This is a genomic window from Leptothrix ochracea, from assembly GCF_041083635.1.
Taxonomy (GTDB): domain Bacteria; phylum Pseudomonadota; class Gammaproteobacteria; order Burkholderiales; family Burkholderiaceae_C; genus Sphaerotilus; species Sphaerotilus ochraceus.
On record NZ_JBFPHB010000027.1, the window covers coordinates 40,824 to 61,650 of the forward strand.

The 20,827-nt window shown below is 60.5% G+C and carries 18 protein-coding genes; 6 read left to right on the forward strand and 12 right to left on the reverse strand.

What is annotated here, in order from left to right; translation table 11 throughout:
- The first annotated feature begins 141 nt into the window (after positions 1-141).
- Genes AB3X39_RS10800 through AB3X39_RS10810 form a run of 3 tightly spaced genes read left to right on the forward strand, consistent with a single transcriptional unit; the run spans position 142 to position 5,695 of the window.
- On the forward strand, positions 142-1,407 hold the full coding sequence (locus AB3X39_RS10800) for a TolC family protein (RefSeq protein ID WP_369417387.1): 1,266 nt from the start codon (positions 142-144) through the stop codon (positions 1,405-1,407).
- 14 nt (positions 1,408-1,421) lie between these two features.
- Positions 1,422-2,603: an efflux RND transporter periplasmic adaptor subunit gene (locus AB3X39_RS10805; protein WP_369417388.1), complete on the forward strand. Its 1,182-nt coding sequence runs from the start codon at positions 1,422-1,424 to the stop codon at positions 2,601-2,603.
- Positions 2,600-5,695, forward strand: a complete 3,096-nt coding sequence (locus tag AB3X39_RS10810) for an efflux RND transporter permease subunit (protein ID WP_369417389.1) — start codon at positions 2,600-2,602, stop codon at positions 5,693-5,695. Before AB3X39_RS10805 ends, AB3X39_RS10810 begins: the two co-directional genes overlap by 4 nt.
- Position 5,696: 1 nt before the next feature.
- Here the strand turns inward: AB3X39_RS10810 and AB3X39_RS10815 are convergent, their stop codons facing one another.
- Positions 5,697-6,803 (reverse strand): aminoglycoside phosphotransferase family protein, encoded by a 1,107-nt coding sequence (locus AB3X39_RS10815; protein ID WP_473964898.1) that lies wholly within the window; start codon positions 6,801-6,803, stop codon positions 5,697-5,699.
- A gap of 194 nt (positions 6,804-6,997) precedes the next feature.
- On the opposite strand from AB3X39_RS10815, the gene AB3X39_RS10820 reads away from it, so the two are divergent.
- From AB3X39_RS10820 to rsmA, 3 genes are read left to right on the forward strand one after another with little or no spacing between them, the layout of a single operon-like run.
- Positions 6,998-9,382, forward strand: a complete 2,385-nt coding sequence (locus AB3X39_RS10820; RefSeq protein WP_369417390.1) for an LPS-assembly protein LptD — start codon at positions 6,998-7,000, stop codon at positions 9,380-9,382.
- Positions 9,379-10,782, forward strand: a complete 1,404-nt coding sequence (locus AB3X39_RS10825) for a peptidylprolyl isomerase (protein WP_369417391.1) — start codon at positions 9,379-9,381, stop codon at positions 10,780-10,782. The genes AB3X39_RS10820 and AB3X39_RS10825 overlap by 4 nt, the downstream gene beginning before the upstream one ends.
- The gene (gene rsmA, locus AB3X39_RS10830) at positions 10,779-11,555 is read left to right on the forward strand and encodes a 16S rRNA (adenine(1518)-N(6)/adenine(1519)-N(6))-dimethyltransferase RsmA (protein ID WP_369417392.1); all 777 of its coding nucleotides are present in this window, start codon (positions 10,779-10,781) and stop codon (positions 11,553-11,555) included. Before AB3X39_RS10825 ends, rsmA begins: the two co-directional genes overlap by 4 nt.
- Here the strand turns inward: rsmA and AB3X39_RS10835 are convergent.
- From AB3X39_RS10835 to AB3X39_RS10885, 11 genes are all read right to left on the reverse strand, one after another.
- A complete protein-coding gene (locus AB3X39_RS10835; protein ID WP_369417393.1) occupies positions 11,525-12,820 on the reverse strand; it encodes an NAD(P)-binding domain-containing protein in 1,296 nt (431 codons plus the stop codon). The genes rsmA and AB3X39_RS10835 overlap by 31 nt on opposite strands.
- The gene (locus tag AB3X39_RS10840; protein ID WP_369417394.1) at positions 12,817-14,061 is read right to left on the reverse strand and encodes a tetratricopeptide repeat protein; all 1,245 of its coding nucleotides are present in this window, start codon (positions 14,059-14,061) and stop codon (positions 12,817-12,819) included. Before AB3X39_RS10840 ends, AB3X39_RS10835 begins: the two co-directional genes overlap by 4 nt.
- Before the next feature lie 8 nt (positions 14,062-14,069).
- The gene (locus AB3X39_RS10845; RefSeq protein ID WP_369417395.1) at positions 14,070-14,546 is read right to left on the reverse strand and encodes a cytochrome c-type biogenesis protein; all 477 of its coding nucleotides are present in this window, start codon (positions 14,544-14,546) and stop codon (positions 14,070-14,072) included.
- Complete coding sequence (locus tag AB3X39_RS10850; protein WP_369417396.1) at positions 14,543-15,070, reverse strand: DsbE family thiol:disulfide interchange protein; 528 nt, start codon at positions 15,068-15,070, stop codon at positions 14,543-14,545. Before AB3X39_RS10850 ends, AB3X39_RS10845 begins: the two co-directional genes overlap by 4 nt.
- Entirely contained in the window at positions 15,067-17,037 is a 1,971-nt protein-coding gene (locus tag AB3X39_RS10855; protein WP_369417397.1) for a heme lyase CcmF/NrfE family subunit, read from the reverse strand. Before AB3X39_RS10855 ends, AB3X39_RS10850 begins: the two co-directional genes overlap by 4 nt.
- Positions 17,034-17,465: a cytochrome c maturation protein CcmE gene (gene ccmE, locus AB3X39_RS10860; RefSeq protein ID WP_369417398.1), complete on the reverse strand. Its 432-nt coding sequence runs from the start codon at positions 17,463-17,465 to the stop codon at positions 17,034-17,036. The genes AB3X39_RS10855 and ccmE overlap by 4 nt, the downstream gene beginning before the upstream one ends.
- Before the next feature lie 3 nt (positions 17,466-17,468).
- Positions 17,469-17,621 carry a heme exporter protein CcmD gene (ccmD, locus tag AB3X39_RS10865; RefSeq protein ID WP_369417399.1) on the reverse strand — a complete coding sequence of 51 codons (153 nt, stop codon included), beginning with the start codon at positions 17,619-17,621 and terminating at the stop codon, positions 17,469-17,471.
- Between the two features lie 21 nt (positions 17,622-17,642).
- Positions 17,643-18,371: a heme ABC transporter permease CcmC gene (gene ccmC, locus AB3X39_RS10870; protein ID WP_369417400.1), complete on the reverse strand. Its 729-nt coding sequence runs from the start codon at positions 18,369-18,371 to the stop codon at positions 17,643-17,645.
- Between the two features lie 24 nt (positions 18,372-18,395).
- Positions 18,396-19,064 (reverse strand): heme exporter protein CcmB, encoded by a 669-nt coding sequence (ccmB, locus tag AB3X39_RS10875; protein WP_369417401.1) that lies wholly within the window; start codon positions 19,062-19,064, stop codon positions 18,396-18,398.
- Positions 19,061-19,702, reverse strand: a complete 642-nt coding sequence (ccmA, locus tag AB3X39_RS10880) for a heme ABC exporter ATP-binding protein CcmA (protein WP_369417402.1) — start codon at positions 19,700-19,702, stop codon at positions 19,061-19,063. Before ccmA ends, ccmB begins: the two co-directional genes overlap by 4 nt.
- On the reverse strand, positions 19,683-20,827 hold a 1,145-nt coding region (locus AB3X39_RS10885; protein WP_369417403.1), incomplete at its 5' end, for a hypothetical protein. The genes ccmA and AB3X39_RS10885, both read right to left, overlap by 20 nt.

Genomic DNA, 20,827 nt, shown 5'->3' on the forward strand with positions numbered 1-20,827 from the left:
CAGCAAAGCGGGGCCTCAGTGTTGCATAGGCGCCCCCCGATGGGTGACTCACAACACCTCATAACGCTGCGACATACCGCACGTTTAAAGACACCAAGCAGACACATTTGGCCGATAGAATCGCGCCCTTCTTGCTCCGCCATGAGGCCTAACGCCGTGCCGATTTACCGCAAGACCTTCTCGTCACAAGCTTGCATCGCTTTGTTGTTCAGCGCCGTTCTTTGTTCCACCGCTGGAGCCTTAAGCCTGAATGAAGCCGAGCAGCAAGCCCTGCAAAATCACCCCGATGCCCGTTTGGCCGCTGCCGGTCGCGACGCGGCTGTTGCTGCACACGTCTCAGCCGCCCAAGCCGTGAACCCGACGCTGGCGCTGCAAACCGGCAACATGAATCCGGGCAATGGCATGGGTGCTTGGCCGCTGATTCACAGCCCGATGGATGCCTCCGTCGGCCTGAGCTATCTGGTGGAGCGCGGCGACAAACGCGCCTTGCGCACCCAAGCGGCCCAAGCCGGAGTGGGTGCCGCGCAGCATGACGAAGCCGAACTGCGCCGCCAACTGCGCTTGGGGGTGCACTTAAGTTACTTCGATCTCAAGCTGGCCCAAGACCGCGAAAGCTTGGTGCAGAGCTCGGTCGAGCTACAGCAGCGTTCTTTTGACATTGCCGGCAAACGCTTCCAAAGCGGCGACCTCTCTGCCGTTGATGTGGCACGACTGCAAACCGAACTGGTGCGCGCCAAAGCCGATCTGCGCAGTGCCCAAGCCAACACGCTGCAAGCTCGCCAAACCCTGGCGCAACGCCTTGGCCCTGAGGCGCAGCCCAAAGCGGCCGAACTGAGTGCCGATGACGCCTACCCACAGGCCGGCTCATCCCCAGAGCCCACAGCAACCACCGAGCGGGCCGATGTACGCAGCGCCGCCCAACGCGTCACTGCGGCCGAACAAAACTTGGCCCTGAGCCGCGCCAGCACCACCCGCGATGTGACCATCGGCGTGGCGCTGGAGCGTCATCCGCAAACCAACGGCTCCATCAGTTTTTCGCTGAGCGTGCCGCTGTTCTGGGGCTACAGCTTCGAGGGTGAACAACGCAAAGCGGAAGTGGATCTCAACATGTCCCGACTTCAGCGCCAACGCAGCGAAATGAGTGCTCAAGCCGATCAGGCCATCGCCCAAGAACAACTCAAAGCCGCCACCCTGCGGCGCAGCGAACTTGACGGCCCGGCCCAACAGGCCGCCCGTCAAGCGCTCGACGGCATGGAGCTGGCCTACCGCAAGGGCGCGGCCTCGCTCACGGATGTTTTGGATGCCCGCCGGCAATGGCAGGCTTTGCAACTGGATCTGGTGCAAGCCCGCGCTGATGAGGCCAAAGCCCTCAGCACGTGGCTCGCAGCCACCCAATGGGAACGTTGATGGATAAAACGCTGATGAAAACGTCGAAGGACGGTGCCAAGATCGTGAAGATCGTGAAAGTCGTGCTGTTGACCCCCCTGCTCGTGCATGGGCTGAGCGCCTGCCATGCCCCCGAGGCCGAGGCACCGAAGATCGCCCCGCCGGTGGTGCAAGCGCAAAGCATTCTGTACAGCGCCAGCAGCCCGCAGCTGGCCGTGATCAAAACCTTCAAGGTCCAAGTTCAAGCCCAGCGAGACGTTGAGTTGACCGGCCGCCTCGGCTGGGACGAGGATCACACCAGCCGGATCACCGCCCCCGTGGCCGGCCGCGTGCTGCACTTAGACGTCCAAGCCGGCCAAGCGGTCAGCAACGGACACGTGCTGGCCAAGCTCAGCTCACCCGACTTCGGCCAAGCGCAAGCGGATGCGGCCCGGGCCCGCGCCGATGTGCTTCAGGCCCAGCGGACGCTGGACCGAGCACGTGAACTCGAAGCCGCAGGGGCCATGGCACGGCGTGAGCTGGAAGCCGCCCAAGCCGACCGCGACCGGGCCGGGGCCGAACAAGCGCGCAGCGCAGCGCGCCTTGCCGGCTACGGCAACGCAGCCTCGGGCTCCGATCAACTCTTTGCCCTGCGCAGCCCGATCAGCGGCTGGGTGGTGGAGCGCAATGCCAACATCGGCCAAGAAGTTCGGCCCGATCAAAGTGGCCCGGGCGTGCCCGCCCTGTTTGTGATCAGTGACCCACGCCGACTTTGGGTCAACTTTGACGTGCCGGAAGGGCTGGCAGGCCAAGTGAGGCCCGGTGTCTCGATCGACTTGCGTCTCGACGCCCTGCCCACCCGCGCCACCACCACCACCCAAGTGATTCAAGTGGCCGACAGCCTCGACCCCCAAACCCGCACCTTGCGGGTGCGCGCAGCCCTGCCCAATCCGGACCGCAGCCTCAAGGCCGAGATGTTTGTACACGGCACCCTGCACCTGACGACCGCTGAGCCCCAGCCGATGATTCCGTCCCAAGCCGTGGTGTTGGTCGAGGGCAAGCACTACGTTTTTGTGCAAACCGAGCCCGGACATTTCACGCGCCGAGAAATTCAGGCTGAAGACGCTGGTATCGCCCAGATCCGGGTACGCAGTGGCCTGAAAGCCGATGAGCAAATCGTGACGGAAGGCAGCTTGATGCTGCAACAAGTCTTGGCCAATGCCGGAGTGCACGGATGATCAAAGCCTTGGTGTCCTCGGCCTTGCGCCAGCCCCTGTTTGTGATCATGGGGCTGATTCTCTTTATCGGCGGGGGCGTCATCGCCTTCAACAACCTGCCGGTGGAGGCCTTCCCCGACATCTCTGACACCCAAGTGCAGGTGATCACGCTCTACCCCGGCCACGCGGCTGAAGAGGTCGAAAAACAGGTGACGATGCCGATCGAGACCGCGCTTTCGGGCGTGCCGCACGCCGTGCGAGTGTTCTCGCATACGCAGTTCGGCCTGTCGTACATGGCGATCACCTTCAGCGACAAGGCGGACGACTACTTTGCCCGCGCCCAGATCACCGAGCGACTGCGCGACGCCGATCTGCCCGATGGGGTCAAGCCCTCGCTCGGGCCGCTCAGTTCAGCCATCGGCGAGATTTTTCGCTATCGCATCAAGGGCGATCACCTCAGCTCGACGCAGTTGCGCGAGTTGCAGGACTGGGTGATGGAGCGCCAGCTCAAGACCGTGCCCGGCGTGGCCGACGTGGTCAGTTTTGGCGGTCTGATCAAGACCTATGAAGTTCAACCTGATCTGGGCCGTCTGCGCGACCATCGCCTCTCGGTGAGTCAACTGGCCAACGCCGTTTCACGCGGCAACGCCAATGCGGGTGGGGGCTCGGTCGAACAGGGCCGCCAGCAATATTTGATCCGGGGCATCGGCTTGCTGCGCTCGGCCGCCGACTTGGAAAACATCGTGGTGGCCGAAAGCAACGGCGTCCCGGTGCTGGTGCGCGACGTGGCCAAGGTGGCCATCAGCGCCGTGCCGCGCCAAGGCGTGGCCGGGCAGGACGCTGACGACGACATCGTCTACGGCTTGGTGCTGATGCGCAAAGGCGAAAACGCCTCGGTGGTGCTGGACGGCGTCAAGGCCAAGATCGAAGCCATCAAGCAAAGCAGTTTGCCGGCCGGTGTGAGCATTGCGCCGTTCTACGACCGCTCTTGGCTGATCGATAAAACCCTGCACACCGTCTTTGGCAACTTGCTGGAAGGCGCGCTGCTGGTGGCGCTGGTGCTGTACCTGTTTTTGTCGAATCTGCGGGCCGCAGCGATCGTGGCGATGGTGATTCCGCTCTCGCTCTTGGCGACTTTCATCGGATTGAAGTTGATCGGCATCCCAGCCAACTTGCTGTCACTCGGGGCGATGGACTTCGGCATCATCGTCGATGGCGCGGTGATCATCGTCGAGCACATCGTCCATCAACTCAGCTTGGTGCCCAAAACACCGAGTCCGGGGGCCACCGCCGCAGAGGAGCACGAAAGCCGCCTGCGCACGGTGCTCAACGCCACCATTGACGTGGGGCGGCCGACGCTGTTTTCGATGCTGATCATCATCGCCGCGCACATCCCGATCTTCACCTTGCAACGCCACGAAGGCCGGATCTTCGCGCCGATGGCGTACTCGGTGACCTCGGCACTGATCGGCTCGCTGATCGTCTCGCTGACCTTGGTGCCGCTGCTGAGCCTGAAGTTCCTGCGTGGTCCGATGCCGCACGGCGACAACTGGCTGATGCGCTGGGCCAAGGCCACCTACTTGCCCGCACTGCAATGGGCCTTGGGCCACAAGCGCATCGTGCTCGGCGTGGCTGGGCTGGCCTTGACGGCCAGCATGGTCGGAGCCACCCATCTGGGCTCTGAATTCTTGCCCGAACTGAATGAAGGCTCCATCTGGCTCAACGCAAGCTTGGAACCCAGCGTCTCGATCACCGAGGCGCAAAGCCAAGTGCGCCGCATCCGCGAGATCGTGCGCTCCGTACCCGAGGTACATACGGTCATCTCCAAGCTCGGTCGACCCGAAGACGGTTCAGATCCGAAAATTGCCTCTCAGGTTGAAGCCTTGATCGATCTTTCTCCCGAAGAGCAATGGAAAAAAGGACGAACAAAAGCTCAAATATTGGCGGATATTGACTCACAGCTCGACACCATTCCAGGTATTCAAACAAGCTTCGGGCAGCCCATACGCGATAACGTGCTGGAGAGCATTTCCCAAATCGATGCTCAAGTGGTGGTCAAAATCACAGGCGATGATCTCGAGAAACTGCAGGTCTATGGTCATACCGTATTGGATAGCGTTCAAAAAGTTGCGGGTGTATCACGTGCTTTCATCGACCGCAACGGCCAGCTGCCGCAGTTCCGCATCGAGATCGACCGCGCCCGCGCTGCACGCTATGGGCTCAATGTCGGTGACGTGGAGGACGTGATCGAGTCGGCCTTGGGCGGCAAGAACACCACCACGGTCTGGGAAGGCGAGCGACGCTTTGACGTCACCATCCGCTTGGGTCCAGATGACCGCAGCCCACATCGCATCCGCTCCCTGCTGATCCCCACCACCAACGGCGCCCAAGTGCCGCTGGCCGATATCGCCGAGTTCCGCCATGTGTCGGGGGCGATGAACATCGCCCGGGAAAACGGCCAACGAGTCATATCGATCGGTGTCTTCATTCAAGGCCGTGACATGGGCAGCGTGGTCGCAGATATGCAAACACAGGTGCAATCCAAACTCAAACTTGAAACGGGATACGTATTGACGTGGTCGGGCGAGTTTGAGAACCAGCAACGCGCCATGAAGCGCCTCTCATGGGTCGTGCCGCTGTCGATCCTGCTGATCTTCATGCTGCTGTTCGACGCCTTCAAGTCGCTCAAGACCGCCTCGCTGATCATCGCCAACATCCCGTTTGCGCTGATCGGTGGCATCGTGGCGCTCTTGATCACCGACATCCCGTTGTCAGTCTCGGCAGCGATTGGCTTCATCGCCCTGTTTGGTCAGGCGGTGCTCAATGGCGTGGTGATGCTGTCGCACTTCAACGACCTGCGCCGCAAGGGCCGCTCGGTCGAAGAAGCGGTGGTCGAAGGCTCGCTCGACCGCCTGCGCACCGTGCTGATGACCGCCTTGCTGGCGATGCTGGGCTTGCTGCCGATGGCGCTTTCGCATGCCATCGGCTCTGAAACCCAGCGCCCGTTGGCGGTGGTGGTGATCGGCGGCCTGATCTCCGCCACCCTGCTGACCCTGCTGGTGCTGCCCACGCTCTACGTCATGACGCACCGCAAGCGAGAGCCCAAGGTCTAGCTCAGAACGTGTAGCCGTCCTCGGCCTTGACGCCGGCGAGCTGCTCCAGCAGGCGCGCCAGCGGCGTCAGGACCGAATAGCGCATCGCCACGTGATGCGCGTGACGCCAGACCAAGGGCAGATCCTTCAGGTAGCCGGACTTGCCGTCCCGGTGGTTCAGCCGCGCAAAGATGCCCAACACCTTGAGGTGCCTCTGCAAGCCCATCCATTCCAGATCGCGCCAAAACAGGCCGAAGTCGTCTTGCACCGGCACGCCGGCCTTCTTGGCCTGTTGCCAGTAACGCGCGGCCCAATCGATCTGCTGCGGCTCGTCCCACTCGATGTAGGCGTCGCGCAAGAGCGAGACCACGTCATAGGTGACCGGGCCCCAAACGGCGTCTTGGAAATCAAGCACGCCCGGGTTGGTGCCACGCCCAGCGCCAAGCGCCGTCTCGGCACCGGGGCGGGTGCCGAGCATCAAATTGCGGCTGTGATAGTCGCGGTGCACCAGCACCATCGGCTGGAGCTCACACGTCTTGAGGATCAACTCAAAGATCTTTTCCAGCTGCTTGCTTTGGGTCTCGGTCAAGGTCACACCGCAATGACGCTGCACGTACCACTCCGGGAAAAGATCCAGCTCCCGGCGCAGCAGCACGCGGTCATAAGCGGGCACTTGGCCTTCGGCTTGGATGCCTTGCAGCGTCACCAGCGCCCCAAGGGCGTCGCGGTAGAGCGTATCGGCCAGCTTGAAGCCGGTCGGGCTGGCCAGATCGAGCGACTGGAGCAGCGACAAATAGGTACGGCTGCCAAGGTCGCTGAGCAACATGAAGCCTTGGGCCTCGTGCCACGCCAGCACCTCAGGCGCATGCACCCCGCCCGCAGCGAGCAAGGCCGCCACGGTCACAAAAGGCTTGCAATCTTCGTGGCTGGGCGGCGCGTCCATCACGATGAAGGACTTCGCCGGGGTCGGCCAGCAGAGATCGGCGTTTTGATCGATGCGCAAATAGCGCCGGAAGCTGGCGTCCGCGCTGGCCACGCGCAAGGAAGCCCGGTCCAGTTGATGGGCCGGTGCGGTGTCAGTCAGCCAAGCCTCAAAAGCGGCTTGGCGCTGCGGATCAGTCCATGTCACAGCGGAAGATTCAAGACAGGCGTCGGGGGAGAGCGTCGGATTCGGGTTCACGGTGGGTGGCCCGACGGGTGGAGCCCCGGGCGCATGAAATAATCGAAGGATTCTAGCGAGCGCGCCCAAGACGACTTGAGAGCATCTCCACCCCTTCGCCCCCTTTCCGCCACCCCACGCGCCCACGTCGATCCAGAACTGTGTTGTTCCCCTTGCTTCGCTCTTGCTCTTGGACCTTCATCGGGCTCGGTTGGGTTGGCTCCCTCGGTCTCTTCGGGGCTGCCCACGCCCAAACGACGGCCCCCGATACCCGAGGTCCGATCCAGATCGAAGCCGACAGCTTGAGCGGCCGCCTCAACCGCGACTTCATCGCCGAAGGCAAGGTGCTGTTGCAGCAAAACCGTCTCAGCCTGCGCGCCGATCGACTCAGCTACGACCTGAATTCACAGCAAACCCGGGCCGAAGGTCAGGTGGAGTTGCTGAGCGACGGCAATGTCTTTCGCGGCACCTTGCTGGACTTCAACGCCAGCACGCTAAACGGTCGCTTGGAAGCGCCGCACTATCACTTTGGGCGCACCCAAGCCAGTGGCCAAGCGGAGTTCATCGAGTTCAAAGGCCAAGACCACGTCGAGGCCCAAGGTTCCACCTACAGCAGCTGCCCAGCGCCGAAGGACAAGGACAACAGCACCTTGCCTTGGGTGCTGACCACCCAACATCTCTCGCTCGATTTCTCACGCAACGAGGGTGTGGCCGAAGGGGCCGTGGTGCGCTTTTATGACGTGCCCATCTTGGCCATGCCGTTGATGAGTTTTCCGATCAGCACCGAGCGCAAATCCGGCTGGCTGCCGCCGGTGCTGAACCTGTCCAATACCAGCGGGGTGGAATTCGGCGTGCCCTATTACTGGAACATCGCCCCGAACCACGACGCCACCATCACCCCGATTCTTTCCTCGCGACGCGGCTTGGAGCTTGACGGCGAATTCCGCTATCTGGAGCCCAGTCTGGGGGGCACCGTCAGCTTGGTGACGCTCCCCTATGACACCTGGGCCCAAACCCAACGCTGGGCGGCCCGCTGGCAACACACCGGCACCTTGAGCCGCGATTGGCACTACGACTGGGCCACGCTGCGTGTCTCAGACGACAACTACTGGCAAGACGGTTTGCACGGTGCCGAAAACTGGACCCCCCGGCTGCTGGAATCGCGCGCCAGCTTGCAACGTCACGACCACTGGCAATGGGGCGGGCTCCATGTGGATCAGCAGTTCTACACCAAAGCTCAGCAGTGGCAGATTCTGCAATCGCCCTTGGCTTCAGCAACCATCGTGGCCCCCTACCGCCGGGATCCGCAGGTGGGCCTGCGCTGGCAAGCGCGCTCCGGGGCGCTCGAAGCACAGCTGGAAACCGAATACAACCGCTTTGTCCACGAAGACCCCACCATGCTGCAAGGCGCACGGACCCACGGTTTGGGTTCAGTGGCTTGGCACTTTGGCGACGAGGGCTGGCAAGTGAGCCCCAAGTTGCTGGTCAACAGCGCGCAATACACCTTGGAGCAACCCTTGGTCACGGGTGATCTGTCGTACTTTCGGACCATCCCGAGCTTCAGTCTGGACAACCAGTGGGTCTTTGAGCGTCCGACCCAGTGGGGCACTCAAGGGCTGACCCAGACGCTGGAGCCGCACGTGCTGTACGTGCGCACCCCGTGGTACGACCAGTCGATGGTGCCGCGCTTTGACAGCGCCGCACTCGACCTCAACGCCGCCACCATCTTTGCTGACACGGCGTTTTCGGGCATCGACCGCGTTGCCGACGCCAATCGCGTCACAACGGGGGTGCGCTCGCGCTGGCTCTCCGACCGTACCGGGGCCGAAGTCGCCCGGGTGGATATCGCGCAGCGCATGCTCTTGGAGCCCCAGCGCATCACCGAGGATGGTCAACCGCTGACACGCCAGTTCTCCGATGTGCTGCTCTCGGGCAGCATCAGCACCGATCCGCATTGGCGTTTCGAAGGCTCGGTGCAACACGATCCAGAAATCAGCCGCATCAGTCGCTCCGTGCTCAGTGGTCAATATTCCCCCGGCCCCTTCCGGACCGTCAGCGCCATCTATCGCCTGCAACGCGGCACCAGCGAGCAAGTCGCTTTGGGCTGGCAGTGGCCGATTTCAGGGGCCATACCCGCCCTCAGTGAACTGTGGGGTGACACCCCCGCGCCTCAGCGCAAATCACCCAGCAGCGGCGGTGGCAGCGATTGCCAAGGCACGCTCTACGGCGTCGGGCGTTTCGACTACAGCATGCGCGATGAACGCCTCACCGGCTTGATCGGTGGGCTCGAATACGACGCCGGCTGCTGGATCGGCCGCTTTGTGGTGCAGCATCAATCCACCCTGCCCGACACCGCCACCACTCGGCTGCTGTTCCAGTTGGAACTGGTCGGCCTGTCGCGCTTGGGTCAGAACCCGCTGACGGTGTTGAAGGACAATATCCCCGGCTACCGCCTGCTGCGCGAGTCGGGTGTGAACCCGGGTAGCCCCAGCGCAGTCCCCACACCATCCCCTTCTTCCCTGCCCTCGCCTGATTTGTCCCATCCATGACGCTGCCTCTGTTGATCTCCGAGCTGCCTTGCCCGCCCCGCCGCCGAAACCTGCGGGCCTTGTGGACGCTGATGTGGGTGGTGGTGGCCACCGTCACAGCAGCTCCGGCGGTCTCAGCGGCACCCCCGGCAACCGCCAAAGCTGTGACCCCAACGCCGATCATCACCGGAGCCACACGCCAAGAGGGGGACTTCATCGTCGCGGTGGTCAATCAGGAAGTGGTGACCAACGCTGAAGTCGAAGCCCGTCTGTTTCGAGTCTTGGATGAGGCCCGCCGCACCCGCGTCGCCGCGCCGCCACAAGAGGATCTGCGTCGCCAGATCTTGGATCAACTCATCGGTGAGCGGGCCCAGCTAAGCATGGCCCGCGACGTCGGCATGCGCATCGACGAGGCCGAGATCGACCGCGCCGTGGCCAATGTGGCTGAGCAGAACAAAGTCAGCGTGGTCCAACTGCGTGAGCAACTGAAGGCCGAAGGCTATGACTACACGCGGTTGCGCAATAACTTGCGGGATCAAATTTTGTTGGAGCGCGTGCGGGAACGCGAAGTGCAAGACCGCATCCGCATCACTGAAACAGACATCGAAGATTGGTTGAGTGCAGAGCGTGCCAAAGCGGGGCTCGTGGTCGAATACGACATTGCCCAAGTCTTGATCAGCGTGCCCGAAAACACCCCAGCGGCCGAGCTTGAGAAGCGACGCCAGCGCGCCCAAGACGCCCTGAACCAAGCCACCCGCCCCGGCAGCGATTTTGCCGCCGTGGTCCAAGCGTTCTCGGATGGACCCAAAGACCGAGGGGGTGCCTTGGGTCTGCGCACCGCTCAGCGCTTGCCCGACCTCTTTCTTGAGGCGGTTCGGCCCCTCACTGCGGGCCAAGTGGCCCCAACGATCCTCAAGTCGGGGGCGGGCTTTCACGTCATCAAATTGCTTGAGCGACGGGATCCCACCTTGAGCGTGGTGCAACACCACGCTCGACACATCTTGCTGCGCCCAGGACCGGGGTTGACGCCCGAAGCTGCGCAAGCCCGTTTGACGGATTTCAAGAAGCAAATTGAATCGGGCAAGGCCACGTTCGAAGGCTTGGCACAACAACACTCCGAAGATGGCAGCGCCCCCAGCGGCGGCGATCTTGGTTGGGCGGGCCCGGGACAGTTTGTGCCGGAATTCGAAACAGCGATGCAAAAACTCACCCCCGGTGGCGTCTCCGAACCGATCACCTCACGCTTTGGTCTGCACCTGATCCAACTGATTGAGCGCAAAACGGTGGCGCTGAGCACCCGCGAACAACGGGAAACAGCCCGCGCGAGCCTGCGTGAAAGCAAATACACCCAAGCCTTCCTCGACTGGTCACGCGAAGTTCGTTCCCGCGCTTATGTCGAACTGCGTGAGCCGCCCCTATGAAACACATTGCCCGCAAACGCTTCGGTCAGCACTTTCTGACCGACAAGATGCTCATCCAAGCCATCGTCGATCTGATCAATCCGCGCCCCGAACAAACCGTGGTCGAGATCGGACCCGGCTTGGGCGCCATGACTTTCCCGGTGGTGGAGCGCTGCCAAAAGCTCAACGTCATCGAACTCGACCGCGATTTGGCCGCGCGCCTGCGCAAACGTCCTGAGTTGAACGTGATCGAGTCGGACGTGCTCAAAGTCGATATCCGCGCCCTCGCTCAAACCTTGGGCGCCTCCAAGCTGCGCATCATCGGCAACTTGCCGTACAACATTTCCAGCCCGATCCTGTTCCACTTGCTCGATCACGTCGATGGGGTCGAAGACCAGCACTTCATGCTGCAAAAGGAAGTGGTGGACCGCATGGCCGCTGCACCCGGCAGCAAAGACTATGGCCGGCTGAGCGTGATGTTGCAGTGGCGCTATGCGATCGAGTCGGTGCTGGACGTGCCGCCCGAGTCCTTCGATCCGCCCCCTCGGGTCGATTCGGCCATCGTCACGATGGTGCCGCACGCCCAAGCGCCGCAGTTGGATCGCGCCGTGCTGGGTGAACTGGTGATGGTGGCGTTTTCACAGCGGCGCAAGATCCTGCGCAACACCTTGGGTCGGTGGCTGGAAGAGCGCGGCGTCACGCATCCTTTTGATTTGCAACGCCGTGCCGAGGAAGTACCCGTGGCTGAGTTCGTCGCCTTGGCTCAGGCCGTGCCGAACTTGGTATCGAACTGAATCCCGATCTTTTGCAACAGCGGTGTCGGCAACAAGCCGCCCGCGCAAACGATCACAGCGTTGTTGCGCAACACCCGGCTCTCGCCTTCGTGCTCGATCTGCACCGAACCGGGACCGATGTTCTTGACGGTCGATGTCATCAGCACCTTGAGCCGACCGGCTTTTTGCGCTTCTTCGAGCAAGGTGCGATTCTTCTGCTTGACGCGTGCAAAGGCCTCGCTGCGATAAGACAGCGTCACTTCGGTACCTTCCTCCGCCGCCAAAGCAATCGCCGCTTCTAAGGCGCTGTCACCGCCGCCCACCACCAGCACGGCTTGACCCCGGTACTGCTCAGCGTCGATCAGGCGGTAAACCACTTTCGGCGTTTCCTCGCCCGGCACATCAAGCTTGCGCGGTGTCCCGCGCCGACCCAGCGCCAGCAAGACGTTGCGGGTGGTGTAGTTGCCTTGGTTGGTCTTGACGATAAAGGTGCCGTCGGCTTGCGTCTCGATGTGTTCCATGCGCTCGCGGAAACTCACCTTCAAGCCGGTTTTCTGCACCACGCCGTTCCAGAATTCCAGCAATTTTTCCTTCTGGATTTCACCGAACTTGACCTTGCCCACCAACGCCAAATCGACCGGATTGGTCATGGCGATTTTGTTGCGTGGGTAGTGATACACCGCCCCGCCCAGCGAGTCTTCTTGCTCCAGCAGCTTGTAGCTCAGCTTGTGCTCGATCGCGCTTAAACCGGCCGAGAGGCCCGCCGGACCGCAACCAATCACCACCACGTCAAAGTCCGCCTTGCCGCCGGCCTTACGCCGATAAACCGCGTCCATCGCTTGGCGGCCTTGGGCGCAGGCATTGCGGATCAGGCCCATGCCACCCAACTCGCCCGCGATGAAGATGCCGGGGATGTTGCTTTCGAAATCAGGCGTGAGATTCGGGATCTCCATGCCGCGCTTTTCGGTGCCAAACACCAACTCGATGGCGTGCACCGGACAAGCGGTTTTGCAGGCGCCATGACCGATGCACGCGGCGGCATTTTTCAGCACGGCCTTGCCACCCACCACACCCAGCGCATCTTCGGGACACGCCTGCACACAGGAGCCCGAGCCGATGCACAGCACGTTGTTGACGATCGGATGCAACGATGCCGGCTCACCCAGACCGGCAGCTTTAGAAGCAGCCAACTCTTCGGCATGGGCCCGCTCCATGCGCTTGTGGCGGCGCATGTACATCGCCATCACCGCCACGCCGACCAAGGCGTACAACCAAAAGTAGATCATTTCGCCCCCACGACCTCGGTGATTTCCACCTTCAGACCGGTACTTCCCACCGCCACCGGGGCCGTTTGGCCGGTGAGATCGCCCGGCTGCGGCATGGCTTCGCCGGTCTTGCTGACACGGGCCGACACCACCACCCGGGTCGCCCCAGAAAGGCGCGCCGCCGGGGACATCGACAAGCTGTCATCCAAGGTGAAGTCGAAGGGCAGATCCTTGACTTGCTTGCGCAAAATAGCCAACGGCATGCGCGGGCCCTCCGCCGGACGCGCATAGATGAAGACCGTATCGGTCGGGCTGGCCTTGCCCACCAAAGCAGGTGCCAACTTCACCGAGCCTTGCACCGACTTGCCCACGGCAACCGCCGGCTGCGCAGCCGTCTTTGCCGGCGCCGGGCCTAAGTTGCCCAAACGCCGAGCTTCATCGATCCCTGCTTGGACTTGCTGAATCAGCTCGCTGGCGTCCCCCGGAGCCACAGAAAGCGCTTTTTCCCAGAGCTTGACGGCACTGGCGTAATCCTTGCGCTCAAAAGCTTCGGTGCCCGCCAAGGAGAGTGCTTTGATGTTGTTCGGGTCCAGCGCCAAGGCTTCACGGATCAGCTTGAGCGGCTCGCCCGCCAAGCTGCGGTTGTTTTTGACCGCCAAAGCGTCGGCGTAGTCCGCCAGCAAAGAAGCGTCTTTGGGATTGAGCTTGTACGACTTGGCATAAGCCTCCAGAGCATCTTCCGGTCGTCCCAGCACGTTGTAGGAGCGCCCCAACATGCCCCAGCCTTCAGCGTCGTTGGGCTGAGCCTTGAGGCGCTCAGCCAGCTTTTCCACCATGGCCGCAAACTGCTGGTTATCCGGACCGGCTTCGTGCGGCGCTCCCGCTTGGGCCGAACCCTCTCCAGCCGCCTCACCCGCACTGCCCATGGCTGCCGTGGCAGGGGCGCCGCCCGAGGGCGAACCGCGCCAGAGATAGCCCGCAGTGCCGATCAAGGCCACCGCCAAAACCAGCCCACCCACCAACGTCAAAGAAGGCTTGGCGGTCGGCCCTTCGACCGTGTCACTCACCGCAGCAGCACGGGCAACACTCTTGGCAGGCACAGGTGCAGGCGACTCGGTGGCCCCGGCCATGACGAGCTCCAACACCTTGCGCTCAAGGGCCGCCTTGCTCTCTTCGTATTGGGTCGCGGGCAAAGCGCCAGCGTCGGTCAATTCCTTCAGTTGCTGCAACTGGTGCCGCAGCGAGGCAAGGGTCTGGCTCATGGATGTGTTCAGGCTTTGATAGAGGAAGTTTCTTCGGGCTCGGCCTCAAAGGCCGAGGCATCCATACGACTGCGCCGACGCAGCACGGTGAAGAGGACAAAAAGCCCCCCCAGCAACAGCACCGCCGGTCCCGCCCACAGCAAGGCGGTGGTGGCTTTGAACGGCGGCCGATAGAGCACGAAATCACCGTAACGCGCCGTCATGTAGGCAATGATGTCGGCCTCGCTCTTGCCTTGGCGCAGCATGTCGCGCACTTGGTTGCGCAAATCCACCGCCAACTCGGCATGCGAATCCGCCACCGTTTGGTTTTGACACACCAAGCAGCGCAGCTCGGCCGTGACGCGCAACATGCGCGCTTCCAAGACCGGATCTTCAGCCTCGGGGGCCGCTTCACGGGCCCAAGCACTGCTGCCCATCAACCCGAGCCAAGCCGCCAACAGGCAAGCCACCAAGCTGCAACGACGCATCAGGACCCAGCCGTTCATGACAACTCCTTGAGCAAAGGCTCAATCTTGGTGCGCAACACTTCCGGTGTCAGCGGGCCGATGTGCTTGTAGCGCACCACGCCCTTGGCATCGATCACAAAGGTTTCAGGCACACCGTAAACACCCCAATCTATGCCGACACGCCCCTTGGGATCGAGCAAGACAGCGTCATAAGGGTTGCCGAAATTGTTCAACCAACCTTGGGCGTCCGCATCGGTGTCTTTGTAGTCCAGCCCATACAGGGTCACCAGCTTGCGCTTGGCAAATTCGACCAGCACCGGATGCTCGTCGCGACACGCCGGACACCACGAAGCCCACACGTTCAGCAACCACGGTTTGCCCAGCAAATCGTCGCGCCGGATATGTCGCTCGGACGGCCCCAGCACCAACACGTCAAAACCCGGAGCGGGCTTGCCAATCAGCGGGGACGGTACCTCGTGCGGATTGAGTTTCAGGCCGACGCCGAGAAAACCCACCAACACCAAGAAAATAGCCAGCGGCACCAGAAACTTCCAACTCTTCATACGGCCTCCATGGCTGCGGCACGCCGCGACATGCGGTAGCGTCGGTCCGTGACGGCGATCAACCCCCCCAGAGCCATCAACAGGCAGCCGCCCCAAATCCAATCCACAAAGGGCTTGGCGTAGACCCGCACCACCCATGCTTTGGAGTTCTCGACCTGCTCACCCAGAGAAACGTACAGATCCCCGGCCACCCGAGCATGAATCGCGGCTTCGGTCATCGGGTTGCGCTGCACGCGGTAGATGCGCTTTTCGGGGTACATGTCGGTGACATGCTGGCCGTTCTTGCTGACATCGATCCAAGCCCGCGCGGCCACGTAATTCGGACCCCGCACATCGCGGGTGCCCTTGAAGGTGAAGACGAAGCCGCTCACTTCGGTGGTATCGCCCACGTCCATGCGCACATCACGCTCGACTTCGTAAGTCTTGACCATGGTCACCCCAGCGATGAACGCCGCCACACCCAAGTGCGCCACACTCATGCCGACCACCGTACGCGGCATCTGTCGGCAACGCGTCATGAAGCTGCGCGAGGTATCGCCCTTGGCCGGACGCAAGCGCTCCAGCCAATCCGTCACCACCGTCGCCACGATCCACCAGCTCATGGCCAAGCCGATGCTGGCTGCAAAGCGAATCTCCCCAGCCAGCCAGCCGGACCCAAGCGAAGCCAGCAACGCCACCAAGGCCGCCCACTTGAGCCGACTGACCAGATCGGGCACCGCCGCTTCTTTCCAGCGCGCCAAGGGCCCAACACCCAACATGAAAATCATGGGGGCCATCAAGGGCATGAACACGCTGTCGAAATACGGCACGCCCACTGAAATCTTGCCCAAATCAAGCGCATCCAACAGCAGCGGATACAGGGTGCCCAAAAGCACCGCACCACAAGCCACCACGAGCAACACGTTGTTGAACAGCAGCATGCTTTCGCGCGAGACCAACGCAAACCGCGCGCCCAAACCCACGCTCGGCGCACGCCAAGCGTAGAGCGTCAGCGATGAGCCGATCACCACGACCAAGAAGCCCAAGATGAACAAACCACGACTCGGGTCGGAGGCGAACGCATGCACCGAAGACAGCACCCCCGAACGCACAAGGAAGGTGCCCAAGAGCGAAAGCGAGAACGCCATGATCGCCAACAGCACGGTCCAGCTCTTGAAGCTGCCGCGTTTTTCAGTCACCGCCAACGAGTGGATGAGCGCTGTGCCCACCAGCCAAGGCATGAAGGACGCGTTTTCAACCGGATCCCAGAACCACCAGCCACCCCAGCCCAATTCGTAATACGCCCACCATGAACCCAAGGCGATACCGACCGTGAGGAACATCCACGCCACCGTGGTCCAAGGACGCGACCAACGCGCCCACACGGTATCTAAGTTGCCGCCGATCAGGGCCGAAATGGCAAAGGCAAAGGCCACCGAGAAGCCCACATAGCCCATGTAGAGCATCGGGGGATGGATCACCATGCCCGGGTCTTGCAGCAGCGGGTTCAGATCGCGACCATCCATCGCGGCCGGAAACAGGCGCACGAAGGGGTTCGAGGTGATCAGCATGAACAACAAGAAGCCCACGCTGACCAAGCCCATGACCGAAAGAATGCGTGCCAGCACCGGACGCGGCAAATGACGACTGAACATCACCACGGCCAACATCCAGATCGTGAGCATCTGCATCCACAGCAGCAGCGAGCCTTCATGACCGCCCCAGACCGCAGCCACCCGGTAGGGCAGCGGCAAGGCGCTGTTGGAATTGGAAGCCACGTACAGCACTGAAAAGTCATGGCGAACAAACGACGCGACCAGCGCGCCAAAAGCGATCGCCACCAACACGAACAGCACCACGGCGGTGGGCCGTGCCAAAGCCATCCAGTCCGCCCGCCCACGCTGCGCCCCAGCCAGTGGAACGACACCCAAGACCAAAGCCGTACCCAAGGCCAACCACAAGGCCAGATGGCCAATTTCAGGAATCATTTCAACGTCCCACCTTGTTTTGCGCGCTTCAAAGCCTCAGCGGCCTCGGGCGGCATGTAGTTTTCGTCGTGCTTGGCCAAGACTTCCTTGGCGACGAAAACATCGTTTTCCAACTTACCTTGGGCCACCACGCCTTTGCCTTCCTTGAACAGGTCCGGCAGGATGCCCTCATAGACCACAGGCACTTTCTGCACGGTATCGGTCACTTCAAACTGCACCTTGATGCCTTCGCGCTTGACGCTGCCCTGCACCACCAAACCACCCAGACGGAAGGTTTTGCCGACCGGCGCTTCCTTGGCAATCATTTGCGAGGGCGAATAGAAAAACACCAAATTGCTGCGGAAGGCATTCATGACCAAGGCCACGGCGGCACCCACCGCTGCCAAGATCACCAGCACGATCAACATTTTCTTGTGACGCGGTTTCACGGTTCAATTTCCTTCGCAATCCAGGGCCGAGGCGTGCAAGGCCGCCGCAAAGCGCCGCCGTGCCAACCCGACTTCAAGCAACATGACCAACGCCGTGACCAGATAAGAACCCCAAATATAGGTTCCATAGCCACCCATTTCCAGAAACTCACGCATCACGAACCCTTGTCAGAAGTTTCAGTTTCGCTTCAGGGCGGCGACCCAATCTGTGTCCGCCTCACGCTCAACAATAATGGCCCGAACCCGGGTGAATATAACGGCGAAGGCATAAGCCCAAAAGGCAAAGGTCATCACAGACATCGACATCAACATGATCGAAGCCATCTTCGGGGCTGCATCCATGCTGACTGACGCCCCTTGATGGAGGGTATTCCACCATCGCACCGAGAAATAAATGATCGGAATATTCACCGCGCCAATCACTGCCAACAAGGCCCCCGCTTGATCCGATCTTTTCGGATCATCGATAGCCTCAACCAAGGCGATATACCCTAAGTAGAGGAAAAGTAAAATCAACTGTGAGGTTAAACGTGCATCCCAAACCCACCATGTTCCCCACGTTGGCTTACCCCATAAGGCCCCTGTCCAAAGCGCAACAAAAGCAAACATGGCCCCCGTGGGCGCAATGGCGCGTGCCAGCATCGACGCTAAGCGGACATTCCAAGCCCAGCCAACCGCCGCCCAACCCGCCATCGCAAGATAAAGCACCATCGACATCCAAGCGGCCGGCACATGGATATAGATGATGCGATAAGCCTCACCCTGCGTGGCATCCGTCGGTGCCACGATAAATCCGATATATAGCCCAACCAGACTGAGTAGCACAGTCACTGCCCAGAGCCAAGGAATCAGCGCACCCGACAAACCATAAAACCGCGATGGAGCTGCAAAGGTAAACAATCGCATGGGATTCAATCCAAGTTTTTCAGTTCAATGCAATGAGATTCTCAACGCCGCTGCCGTCGCGGGGGGCGCACCCAACACCGAGAAAATCAACAAGGCCCCAAGCAAAGAATAATGTCCGGATGCTGAAAGACCCGAATCAACCGCTCCCACGGCACCCGCACCAAAAATAAGAGCCGGGATACATAAGGGTAAAACAAGAAGGACCACCAAAACCCCACCACTGCGTAAACCCAAAGTCAACGCAGAACCCACTCCTCCCAACAGACTGAGGATGGGCGTTCCGAGCAAGAGCCCCCAGAAAAGAGCTTCGATCGCATCGCGATGCACATCAAACAGCAGACCGATCACCGGAGTCACCAGCATCAAAGGAAACCCTGTGGTGAGCCAATGCACCAACGCCTTGGCCAAGGAAATTTGCATCAAGGATTGACCCGAAACCAGCATTTGCTCCAAGGTGCCATCAGCATGATCTTGGGCATAAATCTGCGTCACCGACATCATCGAAGCCATCAAGGCACAGACCCATACAACGCCAGGAGCGATCTGCCGCAACACCTGAGCCTCTGGCCCCACGCCAAGCGGAAATAACGTCACGGCGACCACAAAGAAAACCACCGGCAACAAAGCATCGATCCGACGTCTCGCTGCCAGCATGAGATCTCTTTTGACAATCACCCCCATCACGGACGTCATAGCTGTTTCACGGTCTGGGTTGGATCAGGCAGGAGAAACGCCCTGTGCACGCAGGATTTGAAACTCAAATCCACATGACTGGTCATCACCACGCTGCCACCTTGGCGAACGTGGTTTTCGATCACTTCGTTCAACACCTCAATCCCGGCCTTATCAAGGGCATCGAACGGTTCGTCCAAAACCCAAGGGCCCGGCAGAGGATTGAGCAATAACCTCGCCAAAGCGACACGCCGACGCTGGCCTTGAGAAAAGGTTCGGACCATGGCTCGGCGCCGAGCATACATACCAAAACGCTTCAAAGCTTGCTCAATAGCATCGGCAGTCACGGCCAATCCATGCAAACCGGCCATGAACGCCAACGATTCAAAAGCCGACAAATCCTCTTTGAGCGCATTGGCATGACCCAAGTAAACCGGTCGGCTTGCCCAGTCCACCCGACCTTCATCCGGTGGAACGACCGACGCCAAGATACGCAATAGGCTGGATTTTCCCCGCCCGTTACCCCCCTTGACCCAGAGAATCTCGCCCGGTTGCAGGCTAAGGTTCAAATCTGTCAGCAACGGCCGACCACCCCGCCCACAGGCAATCCCTTGGGCGCTAAGCGATGGACGAGCCACCTCAGAAGTCGTAACGAGCACCAATGGAGTAGGTATTATTGCGGGAGGTTTCCAAACTAGACGACACCGCTTGTGGTGGTGTGCCTGCCAAACTCCAACCCATGGGGCGATCGACCACGCTGTATTCGTAAGCGTAGTCCCCTTCGACCACGAAATTTTTCGTGAGTTTGTACGACATGCGCAATCCAGGCGCAACGCGTCTGGTTGTCTTGATCAAACTCGAAACCAAAGAGTCATCTCGCTGGACAATATATCGCAAAGAAGGATCGATCTGCACACGCTCCCCGATGCTCGATGTATTGTTATATGACAACTGAGCACCGTGACTTTTCGCCGACGACTGGTAATTAAGGCTATAGACGTGACTGTCGCGTGATGAATAGAGATTGGTTCCAATCATCTGCGCACTGATATTCCACAAATCCCCCGTACTTTCGCTACCCATGGGCAGAACACCTGGCACTGGAGCGACGCTACCAATATTCATCATCCCCACCGAAGAACCCACCTGCCAGCGGGCTGACACCGGCGTTGTGAAGCCAAGCGAGCCCTGCGAATACATGGCCGTGACTTCATGAACTTCATAACGAAGCTGATCCCAAGATGAGTAACAAGTCAAAAGATCGCTGATCCGCCTGAATGCGGGAAGCGTGTATCCCGGTGGATTATTTTGAGCAGCACAAGGCGATGTAACCGGCAAAGTATTGGGATCGAGTGAAAAATAAAGCGCATTGCTCAACGCCAAGATGGAAACCATGCGTCGATCAAAGCTGAAGTTCACAGACGCCCCCTTCGGGGACTGCCACGTACCCTGCACGGTACCCACGTTGACCACCTTTAAGTAGGTGTCGTAGTCGAAGGCAAAGGACGCATTCAACCCACTATCGAAGTAACGCAATTCTGTACCAAAAGCATTTCTATCAATAACACCGTCAATCATTTGACGGTTAAAGAAAAAACTACCACTCGTTTTCGACGTTAGCGCATCAGCATCGATAGATGCACCGTAAAAATAGCGTTGCGTATCAAGCAATTGATCCGATGGCTTGCCAAAAACCACGTTGGCGCGCAGTTTTGGCAACACACTGTAGCCGGCTTGAACACCATCAAAACGAGCAATAACACCGCCGCCGCTTGGATTCTGCC

What these genes read in the sequence shown, in the direction of transcription:
- AB3X39_RS10800 (WP_369417387.1), top strand. Translation starts at nt 142, where the DNA reads ATGAGGCCTAACGCCGTGCCGATTTACCGCAAGACCTTCTCGTCACAA.
- AB3X39_RS10805 (WP_369417388.1), top strand. Translation starts at nt 1,422, where the DNA reads ATGAAAACGTCGAAGGACGGTGCCAAGATCGTGAAGATCGTGAAAGTC.
- AB3X39_RS10810 (WP_369417389.1), top strand. Translation starts at nt 2,600, where the DNA reads ATGATCAAAGCCTTGGTGTCCTCGGCCTTGCGCCAGCCCCTGTTTGTG.
- AB3X39_RS10825 (WP_369417391.1), top strand. Translation starts at nt 9,379, where the DNA reads ATGACGCTGCCTCTGTTGATCTCCGAGCTGCCTTGCCCGCCCCGCCGC.
- rsmA (WP_369417392.1), top strand. Translation starts at nt 10,779, where the DNA reads ATGAAACACATTGCCCGCAAACGCTTCGGTCAGCACTTTCTGACCGAC.
- AB3X39_RS10835 (WP_369417393.1), bottom strand. Translation starts at nt 12,820, where the DNA reads ATGATCTACTTTTGGTTGTACGCCTTGGTCGGCGTGGCGGTGATGGCG.
- AB3X39_RS10840 (WP_369417394.1), bottom strand. Translation starts at nt 14,061, where the DNA reads ATGAGCCAGACCCTTGCCTCGCTGCGGCACCAGTTGCAGCAACTGAAG.
- AB3X39_RS10845 (WP_369417395.1), bottom strand. Translation starts at nt 14,546, where the DNA reads ATGAACGGCTGGGTCCTGATGCGTCGTTGCAGCTTGGTGGCTTGCCTG.
- AB3X39_RS10850 (WP_369417396.1), bottom strand. Translation starts at nt 15,070, where the DNA reads ATGAAGAGTTGGAAGTTTCTGGTGCCGCTGGCTATTTTCTTGGTGTTG.
- AB3X39_RS10855 (WP_369417397.1), bottom strand. Translation starts at nt 17,037, where the DNA reads ATGATTCCTGAAATTGGCCATCTGGCCTTGTGGTTGGCCTTGGGTACG.
- ccmD (WP_369417399.1), bottom strand. Translation starts at nt 17,621, where the DNA reads ATGCGTGAGTTTCTGGAAATGGGTGGCTATGGAACCTATATTTGGGGT.
- ccmC (WP_369417400.1), bottom strand. Translation starts at nt 18,371, where the DNA reads ATGCGATTGTTTACCTTTGCAGCTCCATCGCGGTTTTATGGTTTGTCG.
- ccmB (WP_369417401.1), bottom strand. Translation starts at nt 19,064, where the DNA reads ATGACGTCCGTGATGGGGGTGATTGTCAAAAGAGATCTCATGCTGGCA.